Genomic DNA, 21,809 nt, shown 5'->3' with positions numbered 1-21,809 from the left:
AACTTATCCGTTATAATCACATAAGAATGACGTTATAACGTTTATTTCCTGGGGGTAAATGAATGGGAAAAAGAGTATTAGCTTATTTCATCGATACGTTAGTAATAATAATCGCAAGTCTTATATTTTCCTTTGGGACAATGGCAGTATTAGGAATTGTCGCATTACTTTTACTACCTTTTTCTTATGATGCGAACGGTGAAATCCTCAATACGATTTTATTGGTAGTATATTGTCTCTTTTTGATTCCTTTTTACATTCTAACGATAATACCATCTATCGGCATCAACCTGACGTTCAAAAAAACGGTAGGCTATAAAATAGTAGGTTTAAAAGTTAATAGTGACAGATGGTTTAAATTATTTATGAGATGGTTTTTAAGAACTGGTATTATACCATTATTCTTTTTTGTATATATCTGTAATTTAATGTATGACAGTAATTTTGATAGTTATTCTTATATAAAGATTTGTATTACCTTTTACGTAATATACATCGTTTTCAACAACATTTTTGTACTCTTTCCAAAGAAGAAAAAGCCTTTCATCGATTCACTATTGAACATTGAGGTAGAAATGGATAACCGAAAACTAAGTTAAAAGACAGCAATATAATAAAGCATTTAAATTATTAGTAGTATTGAATAATAATTTAAGCGCTTTTTAATTTTAACAAGAATTTAGAGGACAAAGGTAAAAAATTAAGAGGATTTATCCATTAAACTATTGAACTATTTAAGAAAAAAGAAAGTATGGGATTATAAATGTGTACAAGCTTTGTAATTTATTCAAGTAATACTTTTATTGGGATGAATTTTGATATTTCCAAAAGGCCAATAAAAATTGTATTAAAAGGGGATAACCAGTTTGTCGTATTACAACAGGAAGACGGCCAATTTCTACCGGCATTTGGCGTAAATCGTAACGGAACTTTTGTCAATTTATTAATGGTTCAACCGAATGAAGAAGGAAAATATCGAAGGGGAAAAAATTGCGTTCATATCATGAGATTATTTGAAGAAGTTTTAGCAGAGAAAACCGATGTCTCCCAATTAAAGGATTATTTAAATGAAAAAACGATTGTTAACGTTCCGAATTATAGTGTTCATAGTTTAATTGCTGGGAAAAAGCAAAATTCATATATTGTAGAACCGGGAAGAGAAAACTTAGATATCGATTCAGTAAAAGAAAATTTTATGGTCTTAACGAACTTTCCTTTATCGGAAAATAAATCTAAAAATTACGAGGAAGTAGAAGGTTTTGGTAGTGATCGGTATAAAAAGGCTTATAACTTATTATTAAAAAATAAAGATTATTTTAATGACACAATCGGCTTTTCAATTCTTAAAGAGACAATTCAACAAGATGGAGATTATCCTACCCAATTTTCCATGATTTCGGTTCCAGAAGAAAATGCCGTATATTTTACTTTAAATGGTGAGTTTCATAAAATATTTAAATTTTCATTTATGGATAAAGTGATACGAACAGACAAAGGTTTTCATCATAAAAACGAAATGCCCTTATCGACAAAGGGCGTACTACTTTCCAAACTTGAAAGTTGGTAAAGTTGATAAACATTTGAAAACGCGATTTATACAAGACCATCCATTATGGTCTTTTTCTTTTTTCCCAAAAACTGTCTGAAATTACCTTCTTAATGGATGATTAAAGGGAAAATGGAATGTCTATAACTAGTATAGTTTAAACTTCCAAGAGTATTGAGGTGTCTACATGGAAAAGACCTATATAACCAAGATACAAGCCTTAATGCTAGGGATATCAAGTATTACCGTGACGGGTCACCTGTTGTTTATTCCTGTCATTATTGACCATGCTGGTCGAGATAGTTGGATTTCTCTTTTATTAGCTATTTTTCCAGCCATACTAATTGGTTTTACTGTTGCTCTATTATCCCAACGATACCCAGGACGTTCTATGGTTGAATATTGTCAATTGATTTTAGGGAAATGGTTAGGAAGTTTAGTTGTCATTATATTTTTAGTGTACTTCCTACATGAAATCAGTTTATCCATTAGAGGGTTTGGTGAATTTTATACATCGGCAGTAACGCCAAGAACACCGATTGCCGTTTTTTTTATTGCGATTTTAATCCTTGCTGCCTATGCGGTACATTGTGGGCTTGAAGTTATTTCGAAAACAAATCAGGCTATCCTCGTCATTTTAATTCCAATTGTAATATTTGCTACCATTCTTACTCAAAAGGATAAAGATTATCTGAACTTTCTTCCGATTTTAGAAAATTCCATAGGACCAGCTCTAGATGGAACATTGGCACTAACTTCACTATATAGCTCTATTTTTGTTTTAAGTATGATTTTTCCTTATGTGAATAACACAAAGCGATTAAAAAGATACTCCATTGTTACAATGATTATTCTTGTAATCATGTTTATTGGTCCTATAACGGGAGTAGTTGCGATTTATGGGGAAGAAAGGGCAAAAGGTCTCTATTTTCCTACATTTTTGACTTTAAGGGATATTGAAATAGGCGCATTGCAAAGATTGGACATATTGGGCATTTTACTATGGTCCCTTGCTTCCTTCGCAAAAGTTGCCCTTTTTCTATATGCGATAGTGCTAGGAATAGCCCAATTGTTTAAGCTAAAAGATTACAAAATTTTAGTTATTCCTGTTGGAGCACTAGTCTCCATTATTTCGCTTATAAATGGAGAGGATCTTAATGGAATATTTCGCTTTTTAGAAAATTACTATCCTTTTTATTCGACTTTTGTCGGCTTAATATTACCTCTTTTGTTATTGATTATTAGTCAGTTTAGGAAGAAACCAGGTGTAAAGAAAAGAAGGGCGGAATAGAGATGTCTAGAAATGACAAAGAGAACGAACAATCATCGTCTGAACATTCTAAAGAACCTGAGGAAAATAAAGTTGTATTATATGATTTAGCCGAGAATATTAAACGATATAAAGATGTATTTGGAGAAGACTCGGATTTATCAGTAAGATACATGCAACATGAAAATCTAAAAATGGCCATTTTATTTATCGACAGCTTAGTTGAAAAAGAAATTATGGACCAACATGTCATTCATGTTTTAAATAATCAATTAAACGATATAGTATCTGCTGACGAAGAAATCATCTTATCGACAAGTAAGACTAAGAAAATAACGAAACATAAAGAAGTGTTAGAACATTTGCTGCAAGGCTATTCCATTATTTTGTTTGATGGATATCCTATTGCCTATGCAGCAGAAACAGCTGGTGGAGATCGAAGACCTGTTACAGAATCTTCTGTTGAAACAGTCGTACGTGGACCTAGGGAAAGCTTTAATGAATCTATTATGACAAATATCGGATTAATCCGCAGAAGAGTCCATACACCTCATTTACAAATATACAAAAAAGAACTTGGAAAAGAGAGTAAAACTTCTGTAGCGGTACTTTATATAAAAGGGATAGCAAAAGACAATATTGTCGAAGAAGTAATTTCCCGTATTGATAATATTAGTATCGATGCGGTTTTAGATTCCCTTTATATTGAAGAGTTAATTGAAGATCCACAAAGATATTCTCCCTTTCCAACCATTTTCAACTCCGAAAGACCAGATCGAATTTCGGCAGGTTTACTTGAAGGTAGAATAGCAATTATCGTTGATGGAACACCTGTAGTTTTACTCGTTCCCGCGACTATTGGCCTTTTTCTTAACTTCCAATGAGGATTACTATCAGCGATATGATATTTCTAGTTTGATGAAAATATTGAGGGGAGGAGCTTTTGTCCTTTCCATTATTTTACCGGGCTTATATGTCGCTTTACTTACGTATCATCAAGAGATGATACCGACACCGCTGTTAATTGCAGTTACAGGACAGCGCGAAGGGGTACCTTTTGGAATTGCGATTGAAGTTGCCATCATGGAAATTACCTTTGAGATTTTACGGGAGGCGGGGATTCGATTACCTAAAACGGTCGGTGCCGCTATTTCTATTGTCGGTGGTTTAGTTTTAGGACAAGCCGCTGTAGATGCAGGTCTTGTCGGTCAAGGTACCGTTATTGTTGTTGCCCTGACGGCGATTAGTTCCTTTACAACTCCTTCGTATAATATAGCGATTACCGCCAGAATGATAAGATTTATATTATTAATTTTATCTTCATTTTTAGGAGCATTCGGTTTAATTTTCGGATTGATTTTCCTATTAATTCATTTAAATTCTTTACGTTCATTTAGCGTTCCTTATTTAGCTCCTATCGTTCCATTCCATAAAGGCGATTGGAAAGATTTATTTATTAGAGTGCCATGGAGCCATATGAAAGAAAGACCAGAGGAAATATCAAATAATAACAAAAATAGGATGGAAAGTTCAAAAGTAGACCGTCATCTAAATAGGAGAAATTAGTAATATGAATTTCAAAAATTGTTTCTTACTCATGATTCTTGTCATTTTTTTAAGTGGATGTTGGGATCAAAAGGAATTAAATGAGATTGCTGTCGTGATGGGTGTAGGAATTGATAAAGTAGAGGAAGGATATAAAATAACTGCCCAAGTCATTAAACCACCACCTAAAGAAAATGGGGCAACAGGTGGTTCTGAGTTGCCGACTTGGAGTGTAACGGCTACAGGAAAATCGGTTATGGGGACAATTCGTAATTTAAACGAATTGTCACCTCGCCGTCTGTACTGGGCACATTTACAAATCATCATTTTTGGTGATGCAATGGCAAGGGAAGGAATCACACCCGCTACAACATGGTTTGAGAGGGATAGGGATAGCCGAGCAGGCGCACTAATTACCGTAACACCTGGTACAGCTGAGGACTTATTAAACAGTAAAATTGAATTAGGCGGTGTTCCAGCAAAATCAATGGCTGATCTCATCGATGGTTCAGAAATGAGAGGTATTAATGCCTTAGATGTTCAATTAAGGGATTTAATGTCGATTCTCTCTACTCCGGGTATAGAATTGACACTAGATGTCATTCGACCGAAGGAAATTAGAGGGCAAGTTGAAACGTTTGAAGTCGATGGAGTAGCCGTTTTCGATCAAGGGAAATTACAAGGATATATTTATGGACCGGAAACGACGGGAACCCAGATTATGAATAGTGAATTAAATTACACAATTATTGAAGGGAAATGTCCAAAAGGTGGTCAGGATGAGGTCTTTGCTTTCCAAATTACAGATTTTCGAAGTAATGTAAAACCTAAGCTAAAGGGGAATACGATTACTATGAAGGTGGACGTGACGCTGGAAGGGAATTTGTTAGACCAGACGTGTAGTATTGATTTACTGCAGCGCGAACAAACAAATTTAGTAGAAAAGGAAATTTCCGACTTTATAACAGAGAATGTAGAAGGGGAATTTCAGCTAGCTAAAGAAATGAATTCGGATATATATGGAATTGGTCGAGAGATAAGAAGGTATTACCCTGAACATTGGGCAAAAATAAGTGGTTCGTCTACTTACTTAGATGAAGTGAAGTTCGATGTGAATGTGGATGCGGAAGTAAGGCGATCTGGATTGATTATTGATACTACACAAGAAAAGGCAAAGGAAGGAAATGATTAATGCAAACTTTCTTGTTAATTCTTTTATTTGTAGCTATCTCCTTTTTAGATTATCGGCATTTGATGAAAACAAAGGATAAGAAGGCCATCGTAGTTTATACAACGATTCTTGTTTTCGCCTTTACGATTACTCAATTGCACATGCTTGGATTTAAAGTGCCCGGTTTAAATCATTTTGTAACTTTTATTGTAAACCTGTTTATTTAAGTTATATTATCATCGCTTCTTACCTTAGTGTAGGAAGCGTTTTTATTTATCGTTTGCTTAAGGAAACTCTCCGATCTCGATAGGGAATAAAATTAATGGTAAAATGTATAAAACCCTAATGTAAAGAAAGGAGCGGGAAACATGAACATAAAATTAAATCAAAAGAAGATAAAAGAAATGTGTGGTACCGTCTCCTTTAAAAGAGGGGACTCTTTTTATCGTAGTGGGAAAGTAACATTTGAACATATAAGCGAAAATGATTGTGAAGCAACTGTTCATGGGACGGAAGATTTTCATGTCTTCGTTAAAAATGATGTAACTGGCGAGATTCGAACGGATTGTAGCTGCCCAAAATTACCGAACTTTAAGCATTGCTGTCAACATGTTGCAGCTGTTTTAATCGCACTCAATGAACGAAAAAAGCAAAGATTGAACCTTCCAGACAACCAAGGAAAACCTTTTAATGCTCAAGGAATAACAGAAGACTTTATAACACTTTTCAAGGAAAGAACAATACGGACAAGTGGTCATCAACGACATTTTGAAAAAAGGGAAGTATTGGAGCTAGTATTTAAACTTCAACGAATTTCAATGAAAATGGATGAAAATTTAATTGGAATTGAAGTGGAGATTAATCAAGTAAAAGTAGAAAACATTCGAGATTTTTTACGGGATGTCAAAATGGGAAAGGTAAGTACGATATCGAATGAGTTTAAGTATAATCCTAGCTTATCCTGCTTTTTAAAAGAGCCGGATGTCATTCTCCAACAACTTATTCAAGTCGTCGATGATGAAAGTGCTTTCTTAGAAGCATTACCAAATCACGCTAACTATAACGTTCAAAATGAAGTATTATTAATTCCACCATCTACATGGTCTGGACTTATTCCATTACTAATGAATACACCCTTTGTGAAGTTTGTCAGTGAAGATGTTCTTGTGGACTTACGTATTGTTAACGGGCCTTCCTCTATTCAGTTTACATTAGAGGAAAATGAAAGGAACGGTTATCGATTAGTGATAAAAGGTTTTGAACATATAACATTCTTTAATTCCTATCATTCTGTATTAAATAATGGAGTTTTCTTTCAATTGGAAGGTTCAGATTGTGAGCGGCTATTTGAACTATATCAAATGTTGAAAAATTCTAGTGAAAAATTTATCCCGATTCATGAAGATCAAATTGATTTTTTTCTTAAAAAAATTGTACCTAGTTTGAAAAAACTTGGCGATGTCCAATTGTCTAACGGATTAACTCAAAAGTTCATGAAGACACCTCTCATTGCGAAACTTTATTTAGATCGTTTGAAAAATCGTTTACTTGCAGGGCTAGAATTTCATTACGAAAACGTTGTTATTCAACCATTAGAAAATCGTGATAGTCCAATTGGGCCGATGATTGTCAGAGATGTAGAAAAAGAAGGAGAAATCCTTCAAATAATGGAGGAGAGCGGTTTTACGATTACAGAAGGCGGATATTTTATGCAAAATGAACAGTTGGAATATGAATTTTTATATCATATTCTTCCTACGCTAAATTCCCTTGCGCAAATTTATATTACTTCAGCTGTCCGAACTCGAATTGTCCGTGATCATAGATTCCCGAAAATCCGGGTGAAAGTTCAAAAGGAACGAACAGATTGGTTAGAATTTAAGTTTGAAATGGACGGTATCAATGACAAAGAAATTAAAGAAATTTTAGCCGCCCTTGAAGTAAAGCAAAAGTATTATCGCCTATCCAATGGCTCCCTTTTATCCCTTGAAACGAAAGAAATGGAAGAGATACGCCGGTTTTTAAATGCAGTACCGATTCAAGATGAACAATGGGAAACGACATTGAATATGCCTATAATGGATGGCCTTCCATTCCTTGATCTAATAGAAGAAAGCGAACTGTTTACTGCAGAAGAGTCCTTTCGCCAATTTGTCGATCAGCTACTCCATCCATCATCATTACATTTTGAAGTACCTTCTAGCTTGAAGGATCAGTTAAGGGATTATCAAAAAAACGGATTTAAATGGATGAAGGCATTGGCCCATTACGGTTTTGGTGGCGTATTAGCAGATGATATGGGGCTAGGAAAGACAATTCAAAGTATAGCGTTCATTGTTTCTGAGCTTTCAAAAATACGACAGAAGAAACTACCTATTTTAATCCTTTGTCCATCCTCTTTAACATATAACTGGTTCCATGAGCTTTTAACATTTGCACCTGAAGTTCAAGCGATGGTGATGGACGGAAATAAAGCGGAACGAATGAAATTGCAACAAGAGGCACAAAACTTTGATGTGCTGATAACGTCCTACCCGTTACTTCGTCATGACCGGAAATGGTATGAAGAGCAATCTTTTCATACAATCTTTTTTGATGAGGCACAATTTTTTAAAAATCCAGCAACCCAAACGGCTCGTACCGTGAAAAAGCTAAAGGCGAATCACAAATTTGGACTTACAGGAACACCAGTGGAAAATTCATTAGAAGATCTATGGTCTATCTATCATGTTATTTTCCCACAATTATTTAAAGGGTTAGAGGAATATAGTCATCTTTCTAGAAAATCAATTGCAAGAAGAGTTCGCCCATTCTTACTCCGCCGTATAAAACAAGACGTATTAGCCGAGTTACCTAAAAAACAAGAAGCGATGGAAATATCAGACCTACTTCCTGAGCAAAAGAAGCTTTATACAGCATATTTAGCAAAGCTAAGACACGATACATTAAAGCATCTGGATAAAGATACGTTACAAAAAAATCGTATTCGTATTTTAGCTGGTTTAACTAGATTACGCCAAATTTGTTGCCACCCTGCCTTATTTGTTGACGGGTATAAAGGAAGTTCTGCAAAATTTGAGCAATTGTTACACATTCTCGAGGAGTCGAAATTATCGGGAAGAAGAGTATTGATCTTCTCCCAATTTACGAAAATGCTCGAGTTAATAGGTAGGGAGCTTACGGTACGCGGCCAAACCTTTTTCTATCTTGATGGACAAACACCTTCTGAAGAAAGAGTAGAACTTTGTCATCGTTTCAATGAAGGAGAACGGGATTTATTTCTCATTTCATTAAAAGCCGGTGGGACGGGATTAAACTTGGCAGGAGCAGATACTGTCATTTTATATGATCTTTGGTGGAATCCAGCGGTAGAACAACAGGCGATGGACCGTGCCCATCGTATGGGGCAAAAAAATATTGTACAAGTCATAAAACTTGTTGCCAGGGGCACGATTGAAGAAAAAATGAACGAACTCCAAGAAAAAAAGCGAAGTCTCATTTCGGATATTTTGGAGACGGAAGAAAAAGTCTTAACTTCCTTGACAGAAGAAGATATTCGCGAAATTTTAAATATATAAGGAAGGCACATCAATAGTGATGTGCCTTTTAAATTATGCTTTTTAAATATAGATAGGTTAAAAGGGCTATAAATTTCGTAAGTTTCGAGTTAGATTATTAGGTCTTATTTCTAAAATTTATAGATAAAAAGTATTGATTTTCAATGCGAAATAATTGTATACAATTTCGATATGCTATATCATATAATGGCATGTTTATTTATAGTAATTTTGATAGTTATTGGAGGAGAATGATGTGAATATTGCAAAGAAAATGCTAATTTCCTTTATGTCCATTATTATATTAATGATAATAATAGGGGTCGTTAGTAATAAAACTTTATATGATTTAAATGATGAGTATACGAGAATAATAGACGAAAATATCGAGCAGCTTGCTATTATTAACGATATTAGACGTTATGTTCCTTTACAAGCATTACAAATGCGTTCCTATATATTAGAGGATTCTGAGAAACAGTTGGAGTTATTAGAGCAACGGTTAAATGAAGTAGATGAATTCATTCATGACTTAGAGCAGAAAAATACGAATGATCAATTTACTGAAAAAATTCAAATAGCAAAAGAATCTCAAGCACAAGTACGAGCACTAGGTGAAGAACTAATTGCAGCTGTACAAAGGGGAGATACTGCTCGAGCTACGAATATTGTTTTAGTAGAAGCCTACGATGTGAATACATTGTTAGTTAATACAATTGAAGAATTACAAACTGAAGAATATGAACTGATCGATAAGGTCAATGATGGAGCTACTAAAACGGCATTAAAGGGTGCATTGATCGTTATTTCAGTTATTATTGTGTCAATTCTTATTAGTATCTTCATCGTCATCCTTTTAAACCGTCTTATTACGAAACCGATTAAACGTATTTCAAAAGCGGTTCAAGTAGTTGCACAAGGTGATTTATCAGAAAATGATGTGGAAGTACATACAAAGGATGAAATAAAAATATTGGTTGATTCCTTTAATGAAATGAAATCTTCCTTACGTTCCATGATTGAGAATACAAGTGAAAATGCTTCCCTTTTAACCTCTTCAGCAGAAGAACTGTTAGCTAGCACGGATGAAGTCAATCATTTATCCCAATCTATAGCAAAAAATATGGAAATCACTGCACAATCTATTGAAGAAAATGCTTACGCATCAAACGAAAGTGCATCTGCAATGTCCGAAACGGCAAGTGGCATTCAACGGATAGCTGAATCGACAACATCTTTACAGGATAAAGCACTTAGCACGAAGGATGTTGCCCAATCAGGTGGTCAGACGGTAACGGATGCTCAAAATCAAATGCAAGTGATTTATCAATCTTCAAAACAAGTAACGGAATTAATGAACAAATTAACCAATCAAATCAATGAAATTAGTAATATTTCAACCATTATTACGGGCATTACAGAGCAAACAAATCTACTAGCATTAAATGCTGCTATAGAAGCTGCCCGTGCTGGTGAGCATGGTAAAGGCTTTGCAGTAGTAGCTGATGAAGTACGTAAACTTGCTGAAGATTCAAAGGAATCTGCCACTCAAATTGTCAACTTAACAAAAGAAATAGTTGGTGATGCTAAAACAGTACAACAAGCAGTTGGATATAGTTTAGCAAACGCCCAAGATGGGGTAACTCGGATTCAAGAAGCAGGGGAAGCTTTTGAAACAATTCATGTCGCCATTAATGAGATTGCCGACCAAGTAACGGACATTTCGGCGGTAACCGAGGAGATTTCCGCGGCAGCAGAAGAAATTGCTGCATCAGTAAACCAAATTTCATCGAATTCAAAACACTCTGCTACCCTTACTACGGATGTAAGTAATGCCGTCCAAGAGCAAGTCTCAACAATTGAGGAAATTAATAGCGTTTCAAAAGACTTAGGGGAAAAAGCAGTGAAATTACAACAAAGTATCCAACATTTCAAAATTTAAAAGTTTAACGCCGCTCCTCGTTAAGAAGGAGCGGTTTTTTAATATATCCTAGTTTGATTAAAAAAGAGGAAAAATTTCGTTTATAATATTTGTATTTGATATGATAGTATATGGAAATTACTGAAATAAACAAATAGGGAAATATCTTAAAATATAGAATAAAAAGCGGGGTGTAATCTTTGATACGAATTATTTCTTGGATTCTAGTTATTGCTGGATGTGGGTTTTTACTTTATGAAGGTTACCAATTATATACATCTTCCTCTATGGAAAGTAAAAGATTAGATGAAGCAAAAGCGATGATTTCCGATGACTCCCATACTTCTCAAAAAGAGTCTTCAAATAAAAGGGAAAAACAATTTCAAGAAGGGAATACATTGGGAATCTTTTATATTCCAAGACTTGATCGGGAAATCCCGATTATTGAAGGGACAGATGAGGATGAGTTAGCTCAAGGCGTAGGGCATTTTTCGAGTACTGGGTTGCCTGGGGATAATAGACAAATTCTTTTATCTGGCCATCGAGACACGGTGTTTCGACAATTTGGTGAATTAAAGGTGGGAGATGAATTACATATTAAAATGGAATATGGAACGTTTATTTATGTTATTGAGGACTATGAAATTGTGGATGCAAACGATCGTACCGTCATTCAACCAAGCAGAGAGGAAGAATATTTAACCGTTTCGACATGTTATCCTTTTTCCTTTATCGGCGGTGCACCTGATCGTTATATTCTTTACGCTTATCCGAAAAAGGTAGAATAGTCACAACCCCGTAAAATTAACACCTGTTTTACGGGGTTAGTGGAATTTCCCCATTTGAATCAATTTTTCTATTTTCGGTTAGTTAAAATAACCCCTCCAACGACTGCTAATCCTCCTATCATTTGAGCCATAATCGGTCTTTCTCCGAGAAAGAGAACCGCAAATAATGTGGCGAAAACGGGAATAAGGTTTAGAAAAACACTTGCCCGGTTTGCTCCTATTTGGATAACACCTTTATTCCAACTTAAAAAGGCGACAATAGAAGCGAGGGTGCCTACATAAAAAATAGCGCCTAATACTTTTGGAGTCCAAATAATTGGTTCTTCTAAAGTGATCATTTCATAAGCTGAAAACGGTAAAAGGAAAACGGCCCCTATAGCTATCGTTACTAAAAAGGTTGACAGACTAGGTAGTCGATTCGAATATTGTTTCACTAATAATGAATAAATACTCCAACAAAAGACAGCTAAAAGAACAATGAGATCCCCTTTATTTAAATTGAATTGTAGAATGCTTTCAATGTTGCCTCCTAAAAGGATAAAAAGTACACCGATGAGCGAGATGACTGTACCGATGATTTGAAAACGAGATAAACGTTCCTTTAAAAAAATATATGATAATATGTAAATGAATATCGGTGTAGTAGAATTCATTAAAGAAGCGTTAATGGAAGTTGTCGAATAAACAGCAATATAAACTAGCGTATTAAACGCTGTAACACCTGTTAGGGAAAGGGTAAGTACAACTTTCCAATGTTCTTTCAATTTTTGCCAGTCTCTTTTTACCTGGCTATAAGCAATGGGGAAGAACACTAGGAATGCTAAGCACCATCTATAAAAAGAGAGGGTGAAGGGTGGGATATCACCTGTAACGGCTCTTCCGATGACAAAATTCCCTCCCCAAAGTACCGTTGCTAATATTAATAAAACATATGGTGGAATCTTCATGTAAACGCCCCTTATTTTAAATAGTATGACAATTATATCGGTATAGATATTACGTAGACAACTTTATTTTCAAATTGCTTGTGCATATAGATTAATTCATGAAAAACTGGAGGAATTACAATGAAAATACGCCCAGAACATTTAATAGTAGGAGACACAGTGGGAATTGTTGCTTTAAGTAGCCCCATTGCAATGGAAAAATTACCACAAAAATTAAGTTTGTTAGAAGAGCTTGGGTTGAAAGTGAAATTAGGCGAAACGGTGGGCTTGACGGGAGATTATTTAGCTGGAACGGATGAGGAACGATTACAGGATTTACATAACATGATCCAAGACCCAGAAGTGAAAGGGATTTTTTGTATCCGTGGTGGTTATGGGGCAGCACGAATTGCCGATCGAATTGATTATCAATTATTAACAGAACATCCTAAAATCTTTTGGGGCTTTTCAGATGTTACATACCTCCATACAGCTTTTCAAGAGTATTCAGATATTGTAACGTTCCACGGTCCGATGCTTTCCGGAGGAGATGGACCACTATCGGAGGCATCAAAAAAAATGTTTTATTCAGTATGATGAACAGATTTCTTCCCTTCAAACAATTGTACCAGGTAATGTTCGGGGTGAAATAACAGGTGGAAATATGAATCGTCTTGTCAGCACTTTAGGAACAAAATTTGAAATCGATGTTAAAGACAAAATTTTATTACTAGAAGATATTGGAGAGTCTTTAGAGAATATCGATAGTATGTTAAATCAGCTACGTTTAGCGCGAAAATTAGAGGAAGCTGCAGGTTTTGTTATTGGTCACTTTAACGATATCGGAAAAGGGATAACAGAAAATGACCTTTGGAAAGTCTTTGAGCAGTATTTAAAACCATTAGGAAAACCAAGTGTTGCTGGATTTATGATTGGTCATTGTGAACCGAATATTGCCATTCCATTAGGGGTGGATGCCATTCTCGATGCCGATAGTAAAATGTTGCGCATTTTACCGGGGGTAGAATAGAAGACTTTGTATTCACTTCACAAAAATTTTAAAGGTAATTTAGATATATAGAAGGAAATGTGGAGTTATTTTCCGAAAGGGATGGGTAAAAGAATAGTAAATTCTATTAGGAGGGAATGAACATGACTCAGGTAAAGCAGTTGATGGAGGAATGGTTACAACATCGAAGCGTGTTAGAAGAGCTGCTAGAACAGATTGACGATCAATATGTTGATTTTAAACCGTGGGATGGTGCAATGTCCCTTGGCGAACTAGCATTACACGTGGCTGGCTGGAACGATGTATTTGTATCGATGGTAAAAACGGAAACCTTAGCTCCTCCGAATATCCCAGAATGTAAATCAATGACGGAAGTTCGTAATGGGGTAAGGGACTTTACTGAAAAAACAAAGGCTACCTTTGAATCGATAAACGATTTAGAATTGGAAGCAGAAAATAGTTCTACCCATCCAAAACTTCAAGGTGCTAAAAAAAGGTATCTTACAGCAATGTATGATCATGAACTTCATCATAAAGGCCAACTATTTATCTATGCTCGTATGATTGGTGTAGAAAAAGTACCATTTTTCCGATAATGAAATGGACTTGACAATATAGGACGTGTTTCAAAGGAGTATTCTTAAAATGTAATGGTGAATACTCCTTTTTTGTTCTAATAACAATTTAATTTCGTAATGAAATAGCCATTTTTAATACAACCGCGTCCTCAAAAAATTGTGGATCATAACCGGTTAGTTGTTTTATTTTATGTAAACGATATGTTAGCGTATGGCGATGAATCTCAAGCTTTTGTGCACATTGATTTAGTTGTAAATTACTTTCGAAAAAGGTTTGTAACGTAGTTAGTAATTTATAACTTAACTTAGAAAGTACCCGGTTAACAAAATGTAATACTTCTTCGCCCTCGGAATCTTTAAATAATGAATACAATTCAATGTCTTCAAAAAAAGTGACTAAACCACTTTTTTTAGCGTATTGAAGGGCTGTTTTAGCACTATGAAACGCAAGGGGCAATTGGGTAAGATTTTGTACAATGGAGCCAACCCCAATTTGAATAGAAGGTAATTTATGCTTTTTTTGCCCTAATTGATTAATAAGATTATCAGCTTGATCTTCTTGCATTCCACTTAATAGAATATAATATTCGTTTAATTGTAAGTGACCGTAAAAAGCAGGTAATTTAAAAAATAGATCTTCTAAATAAAATGATAACCGATTGGAATTTTCCTCCTCATCGACGGATAATAATAGAATTTGAAAAGGTGGCTTCAAATCGAAAGATAATTTTTGAATATGGTTTTTTAAACTATTTTCTATCGGCATTCCATCCACTAAAGATTTAAATACAAAATCTTCATTTTTCCGTTGCCACTCACTTTTAGATTCCGTTAATGCTTGATGTGTCATAATTTCTGTTGTTAGCTGGACAAGTTCAGCGATTTCTTTTAGTTGATTTGGATCACCCGTAATACCTACTACGCCAACAATCTCTCCTTGATAAGTAATCGGCATATTAATACCCGGTTTCGTATTCGGATAACTATGTATGTTCGATTCATCAATCATAAGTGGCTGTGCAGTTTTAGCAACTACTTTTGCCCCTTCATGAATTAAATCCACACGTTTTTTATCACCTGAAGCTAAAATAACGCCATCCGTACTAATAATATTAATATTGTAATGGAGACGTTTCATCGTTTGATAGACAATTTCTTCCGCTAATTTGAACGTTAACATTTGTACACCCCGTCTAAAATTCAAACTGTACTAATACAGTTATTTTATACATTCATTATAATGAATTACAAATTTATTGTCATTAAAATTAATGTAAGCGCTTAAAAGAAAGGATGAGAAACTAGTTGAAGATTATCATAAGTCCCGATTCTTTTAAAGGTACACTATCGGCCATAACAGCAGCGGAAGCCATTCAGTCAGGTATTAAAGATGTGAATGAGCATATTCAAACTGTACTCATACCTGTGGCAGATGGAGGGGAAGGTACGCTGGATTCATTAATTGTTGCAACAAAGGGCACTTACTATGAAGCTGAGGTACTAGATCCCCTCGGACGAAAAATAACGGCACACTTTGGAGTTTTAGGGGACAACAAAACGTGTGTGATTGAAATGGCAAAGGCTTCAGGGATTACATTGTTGCATAACAGTGAACGTAATCCTCATATTGCTTCCAGCTTTGGTACAGGTCAATTAATTAAAAAAGGACTCGATTTAGGTTACCGGGATTTCATTATTTGTATTGGGGGAAGTGCAACGAATGATGGCGGTGTCGGGATGTTACGTGCTCTCGGTTTGGAATTACTTGATGAAAAAAACAATCCTGTCGAGCAGTCCATTGCTGGATTATTAAAAGTCGTAAAGTTAAATGAAAAAGGTTTCGACTCTAGAATTTTTGAATCAAACTTTAAAATTGCTTGTGATGTTAATAATCCATTAATCGGGGAACATGGTGCAACGGCCGTTTTTGGTCCACAAAAGGGAGTTCCGGCGAAAGAAGTGCAATATTTCGATGCATGTTTAACAAACTGGGCCAATATCGTAGAGAAAGAAAAGAATATACGATTACATGATTATCCAGGTGCAGGAGCTGCCGGTGGAATGGGTGGAGCATTGATTGCCTTTTTAAATGGCCAATTTAATCAAGGAATTGATCTTGTTTTAGAGGCGGTTCATTTCAATGAACAATTGTCTGGTGCTAGCTTTGTTGTAACAGGTGAGGGGAAATCTGATCGACAAACTTTACATGGAAAGGCACCTTATGGAATCGTTAGTACTTCTCAAAAGGCTGGAGTTCCAACCATTTTAATTTCTGGTGCAGTGGAGGACATACCAGAATTGGTCAAGTGTTTCCATACAGTTGCTTCCTTAGTTGATAAGGACGTGACGGTACAAATGGCAATGGAAAAACCAGCTGTTCATTTAAGAAATAAAACAAAAGCGATTTTTCAGAAGATATTAAAATAAGGGGATGATGAAATGCTTTTTGTAATTATATTAATTGGGGTATTATTTGTTATTTTTGCCACTGCAAAGTTACATTTGCATCCGTTTTTAGCATTAATTATTAGTTCTTTCTTTGTTGGAATTGCTAGTGGGATGCCGTTACTAACGGTAGCCGATACAGTGAATAACGGTTTCGGTAGTTTAATGACAAGTATTGGTATTGTCATTGTTGTTGGAACTATGATTGGAACGATATTAGAGCGCTCTGGGGCAGCTTATCGAATGGCAGAAGTAGTTCTTCGCATAGTAGGAAAGAAACATCCTCAATTAGCAATGTCGATTATCGGTTACATCGTTTCGATTCCAGTATTTTGTGATTCAGGATTCATTATTTTATCAAGTTTACAAAAATCTTTGGCTAAACGAGCAAAAGTAACGATTGCTTCCATGGGTGTTGCTTTAGCAACGGGGTTATACGCTACCCATGTATTAGTACCACCAACTCCAGGTCCTATTGCAGCAGCAGGGAATATTGGGGCGAGTGATTATTTAGGGACAGTCATCGTAATCGGTTTACTTGTGGCAATTCCTGCTACTTTAGTTGGTTACATTTGGGCTACAAAAGTTGCTTCGAAAATTCGTGTAGCAGCTGATGACGAAGAAGCTTTAGATTATGAGGAAATCATCAAGTCCTATGGTAAAATGCCATCCACTTTTAAAGCATTTTTACCAATTATTTTACCAATTTTATTAATTGGTATTGGTTCAATTGCATCCCTTGTTGGGGATCCGGAAGCATCTATTAATGTATTTTTACAATTTTTAGGGAAACCAATTGTTGCCTTACTGTTAGGGGTATTTGCATCATTTTTATTACTTCCTGAAATGAATGAAAAAACATTATCAGGATGGATTGGGGATAGTTTAAAAGATGCAGCTCCCATTTTATTAATTACAGGTGCAGGTGGCTCCTTTGGTACGATTATTAAGGAAACGGGCGTTGGTGAAATGCTACAAGAAATGGATTTAGGCTCCCTAGCTCAAGGTAGTTTATTCCTACTTGTGCCATTCCTTATTGCTGCAGCATTGAAAACGGCTCAAGGTTCTTCAACAACGGCTTTAGTTATTACTTCTACTTTAGTTGCACCAATGTTAGCAACAGCTGGAATTGATGGGGCAATTCCGCTAGCTCTTGTCGTTATGGCAATTGGAGCAGGGGCAATGACAGTGAGCCATGTAAATGATAGTTTCTTCTGGGTTGTTACCCAATATAGTGGAATGGAAGTAACCCAAGCATATAAAGCTCAAACGGTTGCGACTCTGTTACAAGGGATTGTCACAATTGCAGTGTCAATGATCTTATGGTTAATATTTGTTTAGTAATTAGAATAATAGAATCAAAAAACGATGAATGGAAATTCTATTTATCTTGAAAAGTGAAAAATAAAAGGTTACTACAATTCTATAAGAAAAGTAGTAACCTTTTTGTGTAAGTACCGTCATATCAAGATTACGATGAGGGAACTTGTCCTATTACGTTGGTTGGTTATTAGTTATAGGTCACAAAGTAACCGGTCAATGGTAATCGGTTTGCGATACTAAACTGCTTAAAAGGCAGGCGACGGTACGTTACGTCTCGGATTGGAGTCTCACCGCACCGAGATTAAATATAGTGCGAGTCGTCAAATTTAATTTCAACTTGATAGTTTTTGGCGTTAATTAAGTTGGATAATCGATGAGCGTCTTTTTCCATTTCATTTGCCCGCTTGCGATATTCTTCTGGTTCATATAATGCGACGCTATAGAAAATTACGGATTCGCTTCCGCCATGGTAGAGGGTTTCTTTTTCCGATTGTCCTAATTCTTTATAAAGACTTACATCGGCTCGTAGCTGTGTAGCTAATTCAATTGCTTCTACAATCGGCATTTCTTCTCCTTTAAACGTCACGGTATGATCAATGTTTGCTCGGTAAATGAGTTTATCTAAAGTTCTAGCATCTTTTCTTACTCGGGCAAGTTCTGCTTCAACTTCTGCCAGCTTTCTTCCCGATGTTTTAGGGGTTTCCCCCTTTTCTACAACTGCATGGGAAACAAATTGAATTTCACTAATAAGTTCCTGAATTTTTCTCGTTATAATACTTTTTAATTTAACCCCTTCAGCAAGCGGAATTTTTTTCACTTTCCGAACCCCCTTATAATGTTATAACAAGATTATTTTTCGATAGTAAAGTGATTTCAAAATCGCCACCATTTACTTGTGTAAACATCTTTCCAGCAGTATTCAATAATTGAAGACATTCTGTTTCATCTAGAGAAGGTCGTAAATAAAAGATTTGAATCGCATGACGGGTTTGTTCTGTTACAGCTGTTCGAACAGAGTCAACGAAAGGACTTCCGAAGGCACCATTTGCATCTTTGCTATATAAAATATTTTTCAAAGAATTATAACGGCCATTCAACCCTTCATATCCAGTATTTTCATCTCCAAGTAACAGTTCAATGTTTCCTTCCAGTTTCTCTTCATCGTAAATACCGATTGGAATTTCGTATTGTAAAGAAAAGAAATTATTTAAATCTACTGCGGAATGAACAGGAGATAAATAGTTTTGCTTAGCAATACGTCGCATTAAACTTTCAGCAGAATGACGATAACGATTTGGATCAGCGCCAAAGGACTTCCAAACTTTACGCCATTCTGCAATGCCTGGTCGTTCTGTAACAGGGCTTTCTTGAAGTTCTAAATATAGGTTTTCTTGATAAAGTTGAGTACGACCTTTAATCATTTGAGGAGATTCTGAGACGACAATTTTGGTATAATGGATAATGCCGATTTTTAATTGGTCATTCGTTGTAAAAAGTGCATCGTTTATGGAGATGTTCATAGAAAATCACCTACAATTTTTAAATTTCGCAACATTTGCGTATGATTATATATTTTACCAAATAAGGAGTTGAATGCGTTAATGATAATCGAACAATTACAAAAAGAGTTAATTGAATATGCAATATCAATTGGCGTTGATAAAATCGGTTTTACGCATGCTTCTCCCTTTCATGAAATGAAAAACCGATTGAAACGTCAGCAAGAACTTCAATATCAATCTGGTTTTGAAGAGCAAGATATTGAAAAAAGAACAGAGCCTAAGTTGCTTTTAAATAGTGCAGAAAGTATTATTGCCATTGCCTTGGCGTACCCTTCTAAAATGGAAGATGCACCTGTTGGAAAAAAAGGATCAAGAAGAGGCATTTTTGCTCGTGCTTCTTGGGGAGTCGATTATCATGTGGCGGTCCGTGAACGTTTAAATTTAATTGAACAATGGCTAAAGAATCGGGTTCCCGATGTTCAAACGAAATCAATGGTTGATACTGGCGAACTAGTGGATCGAGCTGTAGCTGAGCGAGCTGGAATCGGATGGAGCGGTAAAAACTGTTCGATTATTACACCTGAGTTTGGCTCTTATGTTTACTTAGGTGAAATGATTACGAATATTCCTTTCATACCCGACTCACCGATCGAAAATGAATGCGGTGACTGTACTTTATGCTTAGATGTTTGTCCAACGGGCGCTCTTGTGAATCCTGGACAGTTAAATTCCAAACGGTGTGTCGCGTTTTTAACCCAGACAAAGGATTTCTTACCTGATGAGTTTCGAAAGGAAATAGGTAATCGAATTTACGGTTGTGATACGTGCCAAACAGTTTGTCCGAAAAACAAAGGGAAAATGAATTGGATTCATGAGGAATTTAAACCTGAACCAGAATTGGCAAAACCGCTTTTAAAACCGTTGCTTCATATGTCAAATAAAGAATTTAAAGCGAAGTTTGGCTATATGTCGGGTTCTTGGAGAGGAAAGAAACCGATTCAACGAAATGCGATTATAGCGTTAGCCCATTTTAAGGAACAATCTGCTGTGCCGGATTTGATTGACATTATGAATAAAGATGAGCGCCCCGTTATGCGCGGAACAGCCGCGTGGGCGATTGGAAAAATTGGTGGTTCTGATGCAGAACAAGCTTTACTTAAAGCCCGTGAAAAAGAGACCGATGAAGAAGTGCTGAAAGAAATTGAAAAAGGTCTTACTTTGTTAAAAGCTTAGAAATTGTATTAAAGGGAAGTGTCTTATATGCCATTGCATATTGTTTTATATCAACCAGAAATTCCAGCCAATACAGGGAACATAGCTCGTACATGTGCTGGAACGAATACATCTTTACATTTAATTCGTCCTCTTGGCTTTTCAACGGATGATAAAATGCTAAAACGCGCGGGTCTAGATTATTGGCATTCTGTCAATATTGTCTATCATGATAGTTTAGAGGATTTTCTAGACTATTCTAGGGATGGAGAGTTATTTTTAATCGAAACTTATAGCGATGAACCGTATTCCAATCACGACTTTAGTGACCAAAATAAAGATATTTATTTTATGTTCGGAAAAGAAACAACGGGATTGCCGAAGGACTTTGCTTATGAAAGGAAAGATAAGTGTCTACGTATTCCACAAAGTGAACATGTACGTTCGCTAAACTTATCGAATACAGCAGCAATCATTATTTACGAAGCGCTACGTCAGCAAAACTTCCCTGGATTAAAATAAGCAGAAGGCTACATTTGGAATAAGCAAATGTAGCCTTTCTTTTATACGCCTTCTGTATTCATTAAAACAATACGCCAGCCATCTGGATCTTCAATCGTAACCCCTTTTTCTTTCCAGTAAAGATTTTCAGGTTCTACTTCAGGATAGCCCATTTGTGCTAATTTATTTGCAATTTCAACGATTGTTTCTTTATTTGGTATGTAAAATACGAGTAAATTATCCTTTGTTGGAGCAGGACATGGACTGCCATCTTCATGCTCTGTAAATTCTAAATGGTAGTCACTATTTGGTAATCCAATTAAAAGCCCTGTATAACCACGGTGCCCAGAAAAGAATCCGATTTTCCGTAGACCAACCCCTTCACAATAAAATCGTTCAATTTCTTTTAATTGATCTGTTGGTCTTGCAAATCGTACTTGAGCAACTTCCATTCCGTTTGGCCATTTTTCTTTCATGTCATCATCCCCTTTTCTTTATAGTAAGGGTTAGTGAAA

20 protein-coding genes and 1 pseudogene are annotated in these 21,809 nt (G+C 35.7%); 16 read left to right on the top strand and 5 right to left on the bottom strand.

Annotation, left to right across the window (positions count from 1 at the left end; genetic code table 11):
• Window positions 1-62 precede the first annotated feature (62 nt).
• The 10 genes from ACH0B5_RS01245 to ACH0B5_RS01200 all read left to right on the top strand — a co-directional run bounded on the left by ACH0B5_RS01245 (window position 63) and on the right by ACH0B5_RS01200 (window position 11,798).
• Window positions 63-599 carry an RDD family protein gene (locus ACH0B5_RS01245; RefSeq protein ID WP_122972885.1) on the top strand — a complete coding sequence of 179 codons (537 nt, stop codon included), beginning with the start codon at window positions 63-65 and terminating at the stop codon, window positions 597-599.
• A 164-nt stretch (window positions 600-763) separates the two neighbouring features.
• A complete protein-coding gene (locus tag ACH0B5_RS01240) occupies window positions 764-1,567 on the top strand; it encodes a linear amide C-N hydrolase (protein WP_122972886.1) in 804 nt (267 codons plus the stop codon).
• 166 nt (window positions 1,568-1,733) lie between these two features.
• On the top strand, window positions 1,734-2,837 hold the full coding sequence (locus tag ACH0B5_RS01235; RefSeq protein ID WP_406927299.1) for a GerAB/ArcD/ProY family transporter: 1,104 nt from the start codon (window positions 1,734-1,736) through the stop codon (window positions 2,835-2,837).
• A 2-nt stretch (window positions 2,838-2,839) separates the two neighbouring features.
• Window positions 2,840-3,700 (top strand): spore germination protein, encoded by an 861-nt coding sequence (locus ACH0B5_RS01230; protein WP_277749723.1) that lies wholly within the window; start codon window positions 2,840-2,842, stop codon window positions 3,698-3,700.
• Between the two features lie 34 nt (window positions 3,701-3,734).
• The gene (locus tag ACH0B5_RS01225; RefSeq protein WP_406927305.1) at window positions 3,735-4,382 is read left to right on the top strand and encodes a spore germination protein; all 648 of its coding nucleotides are present in this window, start codon (window positions 3,735-3,737) and stop codon (window positions 4,380-4,382) included.
• A gap of 4 nt (window positions 4,383-4,386) precedes the next feature.
• A complete protein-coding gene (locus tag ACH0B5_RS01220) occupies window positions 4,387-5,553 on the top strand; it encodes a Ger(x)C family spore germination protein (protein WP_406927298.1) in 1,167 nt (388 codons plus the stop codon).
• On the top strand, window positions 5,553-5,759 hold the full coding sequence (locus ACH0B5_RS01215; protein WP_406927297.1) for a hypothetical protein: 207 nt from the start codon (window positions 5,553-5,555) through the stop codon (window positions 5,757-5,759). Before ACH0B5_RS01220 ends, ACH0B5_RS01215 begins: the two co-directional genes overlap by 1 nt.
• Before the next feature lie 141 nt (window positions 5,760-5,900).
• A complete protein-coding gene (locus ACH0B5_RS01210; protein WP_406927296.1) occupies window positions 5,901-9,110 on the top strand; it encodes a DEAD/DEAH box helicase in 3,210 nt (1,069 codons plus the stop codon).
• 235 nt (window positions 9,111-9,345) lie between these two features.
• The gene (locus ACH0B5_RS01205; protein ID WP_341362628.1) at window positions 9,346-11,031 is read left to right on the top strand and encodes a methyl-accepting chemotaxis protein; all 1,686 of its coding nucleotides are present in this window, start codon (window positions 9,346-9,348) and stop codon (window positions 11,029-11,031) included.
• Window positions 11,032-11,210: 179 nt separating this feature from the next.
• Window positions 11,211-11,798 (top strand): class D sortase, encoded by a 588-nt coding sequence (locus ACH0B5_RS01200; RefSeq protein ID WP_341362627.1) that lies wholly within the window; start codon window positions 11,211-11,213, stop codon window positions 11,796-11,798.
• Between the two features lie 68 nt (window positions 11,799-11,866).
• Here the strand turns inward: ACH0B5_RS01200 and ACH0B5_RS01195 are convergent, their stop codons facing one another.
• Complete coding sequence (locus ACH0B5_RS01195; RefSeq protein ID WP_122972892.1) at window positions 11,867-12,745, bottom strand: DMT family transporter; 879 nt, start codon at window positions 12,743-12,745, stop codon at window positions 11,867-11,869.
• A 120-nt stretch (window positions 12,746-12,865) separates the two neighbouring features.
• On the opposite strand from ACH0B5_RS01195, the pseudogene ACH0B5_RS01190 reads away from it, so the two are divergent.
• Window positions 12,866-13,754 (top strand): annotated as a pseudogene (locus tag ACH0B5_RS01190) (S66 peptidase family protein).
• A gap of 122 nt (window positions 13,755-13,876) precedes the next feature.
• A complete protein-coding gene (locus ACH0B5_RS01185) occupies window positions 13,877-14,329 on the top strand; it encodes a DinB family protein (protein WP_122972894.1) in 453 nt (150 codons plus the stop codon).
• 88 nt (window positions 14,330-14,417) lie between these two features.
• Here the strand turns inward: ACH0B5_RS01185 and ACH0B5_RS01180 are convergent, their stop codons facing one another.
• A complete protein-coding gene (locus ACH0B5_RS01180) occupies window positions 14,418-15,491 on the bottom strand; it encodes a CdaR family transcriptional regulator (RefSeq protein ID WP_122972895.1) in 1,074 nt (357 codons plus the stop codon).
• Between the two features lie 125 nt (window positions 15,492-15,616).
• Between ACH0B5_RS01180 and ACH0B5_RS01175 the strand changes: the two genes are divergently transcribed.
• Window positions 15,617-16,738 carry a glycerate kinase gene (locus ACH0B5_RS01175; protein ID WP_406927295.1) on the top strand — a complete coding sequence of 374 codons (1,122 nt, stop codon included), beginning with the start codon at window positions 15,617-15,619 and terminating at the stop codon, window positions 16,736-16,738.
• Between the two features lie 12 nt (window positions 16,739-16,750).
• Complete coding sequence (locus tag ACH0B5_RS01170) at window positions 16,751-18,097, top strand: GntP family permease (RefSeq protein WP_406927294.1); 1,347 nt, start codon at window positions 16,751-16,753, stop codon at window positions 18,095-18,097.
• Window positions 18,098-18,380: 283 nt separating this feature from the next.
• Here the strand turns inward: ACH0B5_RS01170 and ACH0B5_RS01165 are convergent, their stop codons facing one another.
• Window positions 18,381-18,896, bottom strand: coding sequence for a DIP1984 family protein (locus tag ACH0B5_RS01165; RefSeq protein ID WP_406927293.1), 516 nt, complete (start codon window positions 18,894-18,896; stop codon window positions 18,381-18,383).
• 13 nt (window positions 18,897-18,909) lie between these two features.
• Window positions 18,910-19,599, bottom strand: a complete 690-nt coding sequence (locus tag ACH0B5_RS01160; RefSeq protein ID WP_406927292.1) for a B3/B4 domain-containing protein — start codon at window positions 19,597-19,599, stop codon at window positions 18,910-18,912.
• Between the two features lie 81 nt (window positions 19,600-19,680).
• Between ACH0B5_RS01160 and queG the strand changes: the two genes are divergently transcribed.
• Both queG and trmL read left to right on the top strand, forming a co-directional pair.
• Entirely contained in the window at window positions 19,681-20,814 is a 1,134-nt protein-coding gene (gene queG, locus ACH0B5_RS01155) for a tRNA epoxyqueuosine(34) reductase QueG (RefSeq protein WP_406927291.1), read from the top strand.
• A 27-nt stretch (window positions 20,815-20,841) separates the two neighbouring features.
• The gene (gene trmL, locus ACH0B5_RS01150) at window positions 20,842-21,315 is read left to right on the top strand and encodes a tRNA (uridine(34)/cytosine(34)/5-carboxymethylaminomethyluridine(34)-2'-O)-methyltransferase TrmL (RefSeq protein ID WP_341362623.1); all 474 of its coding nucleotides are present in this window, start codon (window positions 20,842-20,844) and stop codon (window positions 21,313-21,315) included.
• A gap of 41 nt (window positions 21,316-21,356) precedes the next feature.
• Here trmL and ACH0B5_RS01145 read toward each other — a convergent pair whose 3' ends face one another.
• Window positions 21,357-21,770, bottom strand: a complete 414-nt coding sequence (locus tag ACH0B5_RS01145; protein ID WP_122972902.1) for a VOC family protein — start codon at window positions 21,768-21,770, stop codon at window positions 21,357-21,359.
• Window positions 21,771-21,809: the final 39 nt, after the last annotated feature.

Source organism: Ureibacillus sp. 179-F W5.1 NHS (genome assembly GCF_045369345.1).
Taxonomy (GTDB): Bacteria; Bacillota; Bacilli; order Bacillales_A; family Planococcaceae; genus Ureibacillus; species Ureibacillus halotolerans.
The sequence above is the reverse complement of the archived record's forward strand: the minus strand, read 5'-3'. Positions and strand labels throughout refer to the sequence as shown.